The organism is Lysinibacillus sp. ZYM-1, assembly GCF_001308875.1.
Lineage (GTDB): Bacteria > Bacillota > Bacilli > Bacillales_A > Planococcaceae > Lysinibacillus.
The window spans coordinates 614-12,634 of sequence record NZ_KQ465117.1 but is presented as its reverse complement, the minus strand read 5'-3'; the positions used below and the strand labels follow the sequence as shown (position 1 = coordinate 12,634).

The following is a 12,021-nucleotide window of genomic DNA, read 5'->3' as shown; positions in this document are numbered from 1 at the left end:
TCGAAGTTGTGAGAAAACGAGGTGAAGTCGGATGAAACGAAAAAGCTATCATCGAAAGCAAAAGCGTGTAAAGCGTACACGGAAATCTCTTACTTATTTTGTCGCCTTTGCATCTGCAATTGTCGTAGCATTTGTAGCACTACGCATCTATGTTCAAGTGGCTGGTGCACCGCCTTTAACCGTACCGAAAGCCTCTATTTTCTTAGATGAAAATGAGAACCAAATTGGGGACCACTTTACAAATCAACGACGTTATTGGGTTGGTCTCGATGAGATGTCACCTTTTTTAAAAGAAGCAGTAGTAGCTGTTGAAGATAAAGATTTTTATAAACATGGTGGTTTTGATTATTCGCGTATTGCTGGCGCCATTTTAGTAGATATTAAAGCAGGTGGAAAGGTGCAAGGAGCAAGTACAATTACTCAACAATATGCACGTAATCTTTACCTTTCCCACGAGAAATCTTGGACACGTAAATTAAATGAAGCTCTATATGCTTATAGATTAGAAGTTTTTTATGATAAGGATGAAATATTGGAGGGTTATTTAAATACTGTCTATTACGGTCATGGTATGTACGGTGTTGAAGCAGCCAGTCGATTTTACTTTGGAAAATCTGCTAGTGATTTAACGCTTGCAGAAGCAGCTATGTTAACAGGTGTACCAAAGGGACCAAGTATTTATTCGCCAATCGCTAATTTGGACAAAGCCACAAATCGCCAACACGTTATTTTAAAACTAATGGCAGATCAAGGAGCCATTTCACAAGATGAAAAAACACGTGCGGAGAATGAACAGCTTGTCTTGAAAAATGACAGTTGGGTAGCAACCAAATCTGTCGCCCCTTATTTCCTAGATGTTGCATGGCAAGAGGCTAGTGAAATTCTAAAATCAAAAAATCTCGACATCAGTGAAGGTGGCTGGACGATTCAAACGACACTAAATCTCGAACATCAAAAAGCAGCCGAAGAAGCCGTATCAAAAAACATGCCTGCTAACGATCTCCAAACAGCCTTTGTTAGTATGGAATCCAAAACAGGTGCTGTAACTGCATTAGTCGGTGGTCGTGACTATTCAGTAAGTTCATTTAACCGCGTGACACAGGCAAAACGTCAACCTGGTTCTACTATTAAACCTATTTTATATGCAGCAGCATTAGAAAATGGTTACACACCACTTACTTTTTTAGATGTAGGTGAAACTACGTTTACCTATGATAACGGACGGGGAACATATGCTCCTAAAAATGTCAACGGACAGTTTGCTGACCACGACATGTCTCTGGCACAAGCAATTGCTATCTCAGATAATATTTATGCTGTGAAGACATTAGAGGACATTGGATTCAAGGAATTTCACGATATGGCCAACCGTTTTAATGTAGGGATTGGTGCTAAGGATAATTTATCAATCGCACTTGGTACTATCGAAACTACGTTATACGAAATGACAAATTCTTACAATATTTTAGCGTCACAAGGGCAACAAACGATCCCAACAACAATTGTGTCCGTAAAAAATGCTAATGGAGACGTCATTTACGAAAATAAGGATGTTACGAAAAAAACCGAGACGGCTATTTCCAAAGAGAATGCATTTATCTTAACAGAAATGATGACTGGTATTTTTGATCCTGTATTCAGTGATTATTCGCCTGCAACAGGAATTAGCATTCGCTCACGTATGACACACACATATGCAGCAAAATCAGGCTCTACTAATAGTGACCAATGGCTGATCGGTTTTACACCAAATCTAACTGCTGGTGTATGGAATGGCTATGATCAAGGGAAAAACCTTACGACAAAAGAAGATACTGCAGCAACAAAACAAATATGGATTGACTTTATGGAAACAGTTAATAAAGGGACAAAAAATGAAGATTTCAAAAAACCTAAAGGTGTAGAAGGCGTTGTCATTGATATCGAAACAGGTAAATTAGCGACTGATGCTTGTCCTAAACAACGTCTTGTCTATATAGAATCTAAGGATGTACCAACTGAGAAATGTACAAACTTCGACATTCTTGACAGTAATACATGGGGAGAATTTTGGAATATGTTACCATTCTCGCTATTTAAAGGAGAAGAAAAAAATAAACAATAATCCGGCAACCTTTTTAACCATCATACGTTTTATGTAATGAAGGCTCTCGACAAAGTAACAGATATACGAAAAATAGGAAAAGCTTTCTCTTCCCCGGAGACGTGTCCGTGGGAACAGAAAGCTTTTCTTTTTATGGTTCGCGGAGTATGAGCATCATGGGGCATTTGGCTTGGGTTGTTCAAATGCCGCATAGCGCTCATCACTTTCGCGATACCAAGTGTCCTAGCTTACTAAAATGTAAGCTCTGCCTCAAGTGTACTTTGTTTCAAACCCACTTTCAACCTAATATCGAAAACGATTGCAAAATGTCACAGTTTGTTCAATCATTATTGGTCTATTCGACAAATAAGTCTTGACGCAGTTGCTCCTCACTACGCGCCCATAGTTCTGGATTAAGTTGTTCTAGGAAAGTAGCTAACACTTTTTTAGATGGCGTATCCATATGCTCTACGATGATATGACGCTTCATGGATTTATCCATTTTATTCACATGATCAGCTAAAATTTTATAACCACGGCGCTTTTCACGGTTAACCACCATTTCACAAGCAGTAATGCCAGCATAGTAAGGACCATCCTCTTTATGATCAATTGTCACCCATACTAGCCAATATGGTTTTCCACCCTCTGAATCAGCACGATCCGTTGTAAATTTAATACCTCGTTCAACATCGCTACGTGCATGCATAGCACCGATTTCAACAGATGCTGTACCCTCATCGACATCTATAATGACTGGCGATACATTCTCTAAGGAAAGCGAGCCAACCCCAAACCCTTTATGTCCATCGGTTGGATCATTTTTTATAATGGTAAAGCCCATTTTTTGTTTTGGTTTTTCTCCATTTGCCATATTTAAAAACCCTCCATTCTGCTATTATAAAGGGAAGCATATAGTCACAATAAACATCACGCATATGCCTCAACGTAAGTAAGAAGTTTATACTTTCTTATAAACTAACTATACAACATTATTCTATAAAGGAGGCAATATTATGCCATACGTAACAGTTAAAATGCTTGAAGGCCGTACAGAGGAACAAAAACGTGCCCTTGTTAAAGAAGTCACAGAAGCCGTTTCTCGTACAGTTAATGCACCTGCAGAAAATGTAACAGTTTTTATCGAAGAAATGTCTAAAAACCATTACGGCGTTGCAGGCGTTCGTTTGAGTGATAAATAAGATGAAATCGGGTAGAGCCGCCTAACGCTCTACCCATTTTTAAACTTATCAGTGACTCGTAATTTCTTTGCTAGGATGTGATCTACGAAAGTGAATAGACTTAGGCTCGCTTTACTCATAGGTGTGCTCATCATTGGCTTGTTACTGATTTTTATCAATCCTATTCAAAATGCTATGATTGCACACATGAGTGACCAATTAAACGCAGCTGAGTACAGCATAGATGCTATTGAAAAGAACAATCAGGTTGATGCTGATTTTGAGTTCGAAGCCGTGCAATCATTATCCATCTCCGAGGTCCTCCAAGCTCAAATAAAGGCTAGCAATATGCCTGTTATCGGCAGTATTGCCGTGCCAAGTGTACATATGCAGCTCCCTATTTTGAAGGGTGTTGGCAATGCTGTACTTGCTATTGGGGCAGGTACGATGAAGCCTAATCAGCAGCTCGGTCATGGAAACTATGCTTTAGCTGGTCATTATTTTGAAGAGAAAGATATTTTATTCAGTCCCCTTTATCAAGCACAGGTTGGTGACATCATTTATGTAACAGATATGTATAATGTCTATGAATATAGATTAGCGACAAAAAAAATCATTGCCGCAACAGATGTTTATATCATCGATGATATCCCCAACCAAACGGTATTAACTTTGATTACTTGTGCGGAAAAAGGTTCCAAACGACTAGCCTTACAAGCAGACTTTGTTCAAAGCTATTCTTTAGAAAATGCAAAAGGAACCTTTTAAAATTCACACAAAAGGCGCCATCTCTATGAGATGGCGCTTTGATGATTATACATTTGTTGAACGGCGACGCATGAACCATATTGACCCAGCTACAAGAAGTAAACCAACAAATACAAGAGTTGCTTGATTGGCTCCATCTGTTTGCGGTAATTTACTTTGTGCTCTTAACTGTGCTTCTAAACGTTCTGCATCCGCTTTGATTTTATTTATATCAATAGCTTGAGCCACCTTAGTCTGTTCATCTTTTGATAGCTTACTATAGTTATTAAGGAAATCCTTATAAGCATCTAATGTATTTTTAGTTGCATTTGATGGATTATATGGTGGCAATTGTTTCCCTTGATCAATAACATTTTGTACAGACGTACCATCATTACCAGAAGTCGAAGGATTGTTTGGACCTGTTGTTGGGTTACTTGGGTCCACCGGTTTATTTGGATCAACCGGCTTCCCTGGATCTGGATTTGGTTTATTTGGATCAACCGGCTTCCCTGGATCTGGATTTGGTTTGTTTGGATCAATCGGCTTCTCCGGATCTGGATTTGGTTTGTTTGGATCAACCGGCTTCTCCGGATCTGGATTTGGTTTGTTTGGATCAACCGGCTTCTCCGGATCTGGATTTGGTTTGTTTGGATCAACCGGCTTCTCCGGATCTGGATTTGGTTTGTTTGGATCAACCGGCTGTCCTGGCTCTGGTGTTGGGTTATCAGGATCTGTTGTAGGAGGTGTTACAGGTGGTGTAGGCTGAATTTTAGCCTCACATGTATTACCTACTATAACTGTACCAATAATTGTTTTCCCGTTCTCTTTTACAATATATTTACCTGGCTTAATTAATGAATTACTAATTGTAATTTGACCTTTATTGTCTGTTGTGAACTCTGTTGAATTATTATTTTCTACTGCTAAACCATCTTCACCTATCAAGGTCACTTTGACGCCTACACGTGGCTGACCGTACATATTGTTAATAGATAATGTAAAATCTGGACAAGCTGGTGCGATAGATAACTCAGTTTTACAAGTTTGTTTATAAGAAACTAAAATTTCTCCTAAATAAACTTTGTGGTCATAAACATCATACTTACCTGCTGGGACGTCTTTAGAAGCAAATGCAATGCTACCATCCACTTCTATCACTGTCGGAATAATATTGCCTAATTTATCTTTAATAACAATATCCTTACTCGCTTTCACCAGCATATTATTTTCATCTTTCAACATTACTGTAAAGCGCTCGCAGGCTGGTATTTGTTGAATCTCAGCTTGACAATTAATATTGCTGGAGAAGTCACCGATTTTATTGCCATCCTTATCAAATACATCGTAAGTACCTGGCTCTAAATTTTTCAGCTCTACTTTTCCATCTTTTGTTTTTTCAGTAGCGATTGTCTTACCTGCTACATCTTTAATCGTTACTTCTGTTTCATCAGCTACTAGCTCCCCATCAACATCTTTGACAGTTAAATCGAATGTTTCACATTTTGGTGCTTGTGTTACTTCATCCTGACAGTTGCCATTTTGATAAGTTACGTTTACCTCACCTAAATATTGTGTGCCTTCATAGAGTTTATACTTACCTGCTGGTGTAGTTTTATCAATTACAAACTGTCCATTACTATCAGTTGTTTCAGTAACTATAACCTTATTATTTGTATCTTTTAATGTAACTGTTACATTTGGACGAGGCTTATTATTCTCATCCAGAATAGTAATCGTAAATTTTGAGCATGCATTGATTGGCTTAATTTCACCATGACATTCATCTTTACCATATTTTACGGTAACCATGCCCAATATATTGTTATTTGAATCCATAACTGTATACGTACCAGCTTGAACCGTCATACCTGGACCAGTTGTTCCTGGACGTTTTATTGCAGTTATTTCCCCCGAACTATTTGTATTTCCTATATTAATTTCTAATCCATTGCTATTTACTAATCTGATTTCTTTATTTGCAACAGCATTGCCATCAACATCTTTCACTGTCAATGTAAATGCTGGACATGCATTTGTTGAATCGATTTGTTCATTATTTACAAGTTCAATGATTTTTGTATTATTTGCAGCTAACTTTGTATCAGTATTTGTGTCTAATCTAATTGAATAGTTCTCCATTAGATCATAGCCTGTTGGTGCCCCTTTTTCTCTAACAATATAGTTCGCATAGTTAACATCTTCAAATATTACATTACCATCTGTGTCAGATGTTGCTGTCGTTACAATATAAGGAGATCCCTTGACCATTTTGACTAATTCAAACTCTACATCTGATAATGGTTTTTTTACACCAGTTAATGTATTTAAGCCGACCTTATTAAATTTTAAACTTCCTTTTGTTAACGAGAAATCTGCATCAGATGCACTGAATCTAAAGCTACCATTATATTTCGCATCTTTTTCTTGATTGTCTGCAGTTTCAAATCCAAAGTCAATTTTTGCAGCATTACTATATGGTTCTCCCGCTTTACCAAGCACTAATGTTTGATATTGAATCTGATAGCCCTCTTTGTTTAATTCACCAAAGTCAATTTCAAACCCACCTGTTGCTGGGAATGTTACAGTAAACCCTAAATCAGCTGGCACTAACCATGTACCACCTGGGACAGAAGTACCTGAGCTTGCATTCACAGTATATTTCTTTATTTTAATTGTATCTTTCAATAATAGCTGATTTTCTGATGGCACATCACTTACTTTAGTAGTACCTAGTGTAGAAAGTGAACGATTAATATTGAGTGTCCATGTTAATCTTTCTGTAGTAGAATTACTACCTGGTTCACCTTTTGTAATTAATTCATTTGCATAACTTGGTGTAACAGATGTGGCTGGTAAATTATAAGTTTTAGGACTTCCACCTACATTTGTCGTAAAGGAAGCTGTATTTGTATACGGTTTTGTTTTATCATTTTTAGTATTAGATTCAATACCAATGATTTTGTCAGAGTCCTTTGTTTGATATTTCATGATATATACTTTATCGTTCGCAGCTCCTAAATCGCTAGCAAAAGTAACAGTAAAGCTTTTATTATTTGGAGCAACAAACAATGTATATAAGTTAGGATCTAAGTCTGCACCTTCAGTACCAATTTCATCATTATTAGGCGTAGTTAATGTAAATTCTTTTATAACGAATGTACCTGGGACGATTTCATGACCTTCGCCAATTGTATCCTCTAGTACAGCATTATTAATATTTTGTTTATTAATGTTTAGCTTAATATCCCAATTGAAAACTTGCTCGATATAATCATATGCACCTTGTTTACGTCCATTATTAACAGAGTTACTGTCTGGTCGGTAGTACGCTGATTTTGTAATAGAATATGATTTATCAGTAGTCCAATTGGCCGCAGCTGTATTCCCGTAACCTTGTTCATAGATTGAACCATCTGGAAAAATTTCGTAAGCTGTTTTATAGGTAATAACTGCAGTTTCTCCTTTTGCCACTGTACCACCAGTTAATGTAAAGCCATTGGCATCAATCGCAATAGTCTGCCCTGTCATATTCGATATAGTAATATCAGCAGCATTTATTAAACCGTCATTATTTATATCAACTAATTTATGAGGCGCATTGTAAGAACCTTCCGTAAATGTATCCTCAAGTGTTAATCCTGTGATATCTGTTCCATCAAAAGACTTATTATCTGCTTTTATAGTAACTGTCCATGTAATTTCTTTTTTATTTGTATCTACTGTTCTCGATTTTGTTAAGATGTCCTCTGTCAAAGTATGTGTGGCCGTTTTTTCTTGAGATACAGTGCCACTAATAACTTTGTTTGTCATCGTTGTTACGGAATTATTACTATAAAAATCATCTGTCAACTTTGCATCATATGTGATGCGATATGCTTTTGTAACATCATTATTAAACATTAATTTAAAGCCATTTGTTACATCATCGACAGTATAGTTAGTTGCATCAATTTCGGTACCCATTCCAGTGGCTGTACCTGTATCATTCACTGTCATTTCATATACTTTAATAGTAGATGTATCAATGACATGACCCGTTGGCAATGTATCTTCTATCCAAGCATCTGCTTCGTCAATAGCTGCTTGATTATAGTTATATCGAACTTCCCATGAAGATACATAATTATTGCTTGTTTTTGAGCTATCCTTACTTTTTTCTAGCGCCTTACCGTACGTAGTAGATACTGTTTTACTGTCCGAATCTCCAAAAGTAGGGTCAATTAATGTAACTGAGTTTGCAAATGTTTTTTGCCCCTCCTGCTCAGCGATTGATAAGTTTACTTTTGTTTGATACGTCAATTTGTAAGCATATCTGCCATTCAATTTAATATCTTCAAAGTTGAGATACGATTCTAGTGCACCTGCAGCTGTTGTTGCTACACCATTTAATCCGACTTCATACGTCTCAAGTGTAACGGAATTTGACACAATTTCATGTCCAGTACCTGGTGTATCTTGTACTACTGCGTTTGTAAGATTTTTTCCTGCTCTGTTAATCCATACTTCCCAATCAATAATACGCTCACCACTATTGATTGTTACGCCCTTAGACTGTTTTGATACCATCTTATCACCGCTAGTAGATGGAAGGAATGTAAGCTTCACATTGTCTGTTCCTTTACCTGCAGTTGGAATTACCAAGTCCTGCTCTAAACTATTACCAGAAAGATTAAAGCCTGATGTAAAGTTCATTTCAAATCCAACATTAGTAGAGCCAGCAATATCATCAGATGGATCTTCTGTGATTGTAACAGTTACTAAATTCCCTGTTGTACTCCACTCAAACGCAGGAGAATTGGGTGTTGCACCTCTATTACCATTAAATGCACTATTAAAATCAATTAATGAAGCAGGTAATGGATAAGTAAAAAAATCTCCCGCCTTTACATCCTCTGGAAAATCTACTTCAAATATAAATTTCCCTTGAGCTTGTTGGTTTTGCGCCAGCTCTGTAGAAAATTCTGGTGGAACAACATCAGCACCATTAATCTTTAATTCAAATACATTTAATCTTGCTGATTCTGATAAATCTGTTGGAGTAGCATTAAATGGTTTTACCATTGGAGGAGTTTGTTCTTCCATGTTTGTTACATCCTCTGCTGGAATATCCACCTCCTCTTCTACCCCATCTTCTGGTAATGTTTCATCACTGTTCTCATCAGTAGTAGTCTCTTCTGTTGTAGTTGTTGGTATTACGGGTGTCTCACTGTTATCAGTGCCCCCCTCTTCTACTGTAACTGGTGATGTTAAGGACGTCTCATCTGTAGAATTTGTATCAGCGTCATTTCCCTCAGTTGATGTTACTGGCAGTATTGATTCACCCTCTGCTGCAAACACTGAAATTGGCGAAAGTACTGGTTGAAATACAAGTAGCAATATAATAATCGCTAGGTTAAATTTCTTCATGTTTCTCTCCTTTTCTAAGTATAGAGAGATACCTGGTGCTGTTTGTTGACGACGACTACATCCTTTCAGTGATTAGGAAAGGAATGCTACAAACAATAGGCTGTTCTCTCTTTCCTTTCATTAACTTGCCGTCATTGTGAATAAAAGCCAATTAGTATTCTAATATAGGTCATAAGAATTAACAATGGTTAGCTTTTATTCCATTTCAAATCCTATTACATTACTTTAGTGATACCCTCAATAATAGTCCTCACCCCCCTTTAGTTTTTTTGATACATTATAACTATTAGCACTGAACAATTTCTAAACATTCCTCTAAACATAAGAAAAAAGCAGTAAACATCGCTCTTTTTGAACGTGTTTACTGCTTTGCTATTTCATATTTTATTTTCCTTCTTTTCTCAGCAAAGTTAGGATTCGCTGTTTACTGCTTGAATGCGTAGAATCATCTTCTAAAAAATCTAAAGGAAAATAGATTTTATGGTCTCGTTTCATCCGCCCTGAAATGGAATCAACAATAATCGATTCACGTGAAAGCTCGCGTAGCTCACCGTTTTGCATTTCTAAGAAAATCGGCACGCGCACTTCCTCCTCACCGGGTCTGTAAAAATCATAGGGCAGATCTGCCGTTGTATCATGAACAAGATAGTAGTCGGGATTTAAGTCTGCCTCCTTGAAAAGTTCTTGTAGTTTTTGATATTTATCAAGCTCCACCCCAGGATCTAAATCAATGTACTGGAATAGCTTACGATTCACAAAACGACGACTTAAATCACTTAGGATAGTATCTTCCTCTTGCATCCATAGCTGAAAATATGTAAAAAGAATACTCTCATCTAAGGCAAGATAATCCTCTAGTGTAATAGCGTTACGGAAAAATGCTAGGAAGTGAGTAGGTTCATGTTTAAATGTATAACCTTCCAAGCTTAATTGTTTTACTCGTTTCAAAATATTATTTAATATAACCTCTGCACTACGTGACACAGGATGGAAGTATATTTGCAAGTACATTTGATAGCGACTCATAATATAGTCTTCTACTGCATGCATCCCTGTTGCTTTGATGACAACTTGGTTTTTTCGAGGACGCATCACTCTTAAAATCCTCTCCATATCAAAGTGTCCATAGCTAACCCCAGTGAAATAAGCATCGCGCTGTAAGTAATCCATACGATCCGCATCAATTTGACTTGAAATTAAACTGATAACTTGTTTATTTGGATACGTCTTTTCTATTACTTGTGATACCTTTTCAGGAAAATCATCCGCCACTTTTTTCAACACAGCATTCACTTCAGTGTTCCCCAATAAAATTTGTCTTGTATAGTATTCATGATCAAGCTCAAAGACATTTTCAAAGGCATGTGAAAATGGTCCATGTCCTAAATCGTGTAAAAGGGCTGCACATAACACTAAAAGTCGTTCACCTTCATCCCAATCTGGACGGCCTACAAAGATATCATCCACTATACGGCGTACAATTTCATATACACCAAGTGAATGACTAAAGCGGCTGTGTTCCGCTCCATGGAAGACTAAAAATGTGGTACCAAGCTGACGAATTCTACGTAAACGCTGAAATTCTTTTGTACCCACTAAATCCCATATCACTTGATCCCGAACATGTACATAACGGTGAACAGGGTCTTTAAATACCTTTTCTTCTTGTAATTTAGCGTTTGCATATGTCATTTGTATAGCACCCCCATTTTGTTATAGTTCTATTATATGCGATAACTTTGGGACTAGCATACTTATTCACTTTTTTCTATAGATACTAACAACCTTTTTCAATTATGTTCACAATTACTCTAAATTTCTATTGGTCTAATATTCATAAAAAAACAAAAAGCTTTCTCCAACAAGTGATATGCTCCCTATTAGGTAGACAGATTAAAAAATAAAATCTGTTTATTTAAGGGGAGCATTTTTTTGGGGCGAAGTAAACATCCAATCGAGTTAAAATTACATATCCTTCAATTGTTCGAAGAAGGTCACTTTACTATCTGGGAATTGTGCGAAAGGTTTTCAATACATCCTCAAACTTTATATAGCTGGAAAATGAAATATGAGGCAAGTGGACGTGATGGATTACAGGAAGCTACTTCATGTAAATTCTATTCAAAAGAGTTAAAATTAGCGGCTGTAGAAGACTACATTCAACGGAAATATTCACTGATGGAAGTGTTAGCGAAATATGAGATTAGTAGTACCTCAGTTTTAAAAAGATGGTTAAAAAAGTATACTAGTCATAGTGAATTAAAAGATTCAGGTAAAGGGATGGGTCAAGCTATGATAGAAGGAAGAAAGACAACTTTTGAGGAACGTATTGAGATTGTCGAGTACTGTTTGAAGCACCAGAAAAATTATCAGTTGGCAGCGCACACCTATGGTGTTTCGTATCAACAGGTGTATCAATGGACGAAGAAATTTGAAACTAACGGTGAAGAGGGATTACGTGATCGCCGTGGTCGCACAAAAGATGAAGTCGAATTAACCGTTGAGGAGAAATTGAAATTAGAGATTCAACGTATTGAACGTGAAAATGAACGTTTACGTGCAGAAAATCTATTTTTAAAAAAGTTAGAGGAAATCGAAAGG

The 12,021-nt window shown here is 36.9% G+C and carries 7 protein-coding genes; 4 read left to right on the top strand and 3 right to left on the bottom strand.

What is annotated here, in order from left to right; translation table 11 throughout:
* Nucleotides 1-31: 31 nt before the first annotated feature.
* Entirely contained in the window at nucleotides 32-2,104 is a 2,073-nt protein-coding gene (locus AO843_RS11240) for a transglycosylase domain-containing protein (RefSeq protein WP_054611199.1), read from the top strand.
* Between the two features lie 334 nt (nucleotides 2,105-2,438).
* On the opposite strand, the gene AO843_RS11235 is transcribed toward AO843_RS11240, so the two are convergent.
* Nucleotides 2,439-2,957, bottom strand: a complete 519-nt coding sequence (locus AO843_RS11235; RefSeq protein WP_054611198.1) for a YwhD family protein — start codon at nucleotides 2,955-2,957, stop codon at nucleotides 2,439-2,441.
* A 142-nt stretch (nucleotides 2,958-3,099) separates the two neighbouring features.
* Between AO843_RS11235 and AO843_RS11230 the strand changes: the two genes are divergently transcribed.
* Both AO843_RS11230 and AO843_RS11225 read left to right on the top strand, forming a co-directional pair.
* Nucleotides 3,100-3,285, top strand: coding sequence for a 2-hydroxymuconate tautomerase (locus AO843_RS11230; RefSeq protein ID WP_012292709.1), 186 nt, complete (start codon nucleotides 3,100-3,102; stop codon nucleotides 3,283-3,285).
* Between the two features lie 90 nt (nucleotides 3,286-3,375).
* Nucleotides 3,376-4,032 (top strand): class A sortase, encoded by a 657-nt coding sequence (locus AO843_RS11225; RefSeq protein WP_054611197.1) that lies wholly within the window; start codon nucleotides 3,376-3,378, stop codon nucleotides 4,030-4,032.
* 45 nt (nucleotides 4,033-4,077) lie between these two features.
* Here AO843_RS11225 and AO843_RS11220 read toward each other — a convergent pair whose 3' ends face one another.
* Together AO843_RS11220 and AO843_RS11215 are read right to left on the bottom strand one after the other, a co-directional pair.
* The gene (locus AO843_RS11220) at nucleotides 4,078-9,420 is read right to left on the bottom strand and encodes a collagen binding domain-containing protein (protein ID WP_054611196.1); all 5,343 of its coding nucleotides are present in this window, start codon (nucleotides 9,418-9,420) and stop codon (nucleotides 4,078-4,080) included.
* 384 nt (nucleotides 9,421-9,804) lie between these two features.
* Nucleotides 9,805-11,112: an HD domain-containing protein gene (locus AO843_RS11215; protein WP_054611195.1), complete on the bottom strand. Its 1,308-nt coding sequence runs from the start codon at nucleotides 11,110-11,112 to the stop codon at nucleotides 9,805-9,807.
* 240 nt (nucleotides 11,113-11,352) lie between these two features.
* Between AO843_RS11215 and AO843_RS11210 the strand changes: the two genes are divergently transcribed.
* A partial coding sequence (locus tag AO843_RS11210) for a helix-turn-helix domain-containing protein (protein ID WP_197278912.1) occupies nucleotides 11,353-12,021 on the top strand: 669 nt, incomplete at its 3' end.

What these genes read in the sequence shown, in the direction of transcription:
- AO843_RS11240 (WP_054611199.1), top strand. Translation starts at nt 32, where the DNA reads ATGAAACGAAAAAGCTATCATCGAAAGCAAAAGCGTGTAAAGCGTACA.
- AO843_RS11235 (WP_054611198.1), bottom strand. Translation starts at nt 2,957, where the DNA reads ATGGCAAATGGAGAAAAACCAAAACAAAAAATGGGCTTTACCATTATA.
- AO843_RS11215 (WP_054611195.1), bottom strand. Translation starts at nt 11,112, where the DNA reads ATGACATATGCAAACGCTAAATTACAAGAAGAAAAGGTATTTAAAGAC.
- AO843_RS11230 (WP_012292709.1), top strand. Translation starts at nt 3,100, where the DNA reads ATGCCATACGTAACAGTTAAAATGCTTGAAGGCCGTACAGAGGAACAA.
- AO843_RS11220 (WP_054611196.1), bottom strand. Translation starts at nt 9,420, where the DNA reads ATGAAGAAATTTAACCTAGCGATTATTATATTGCTACTTGTATTTCAA.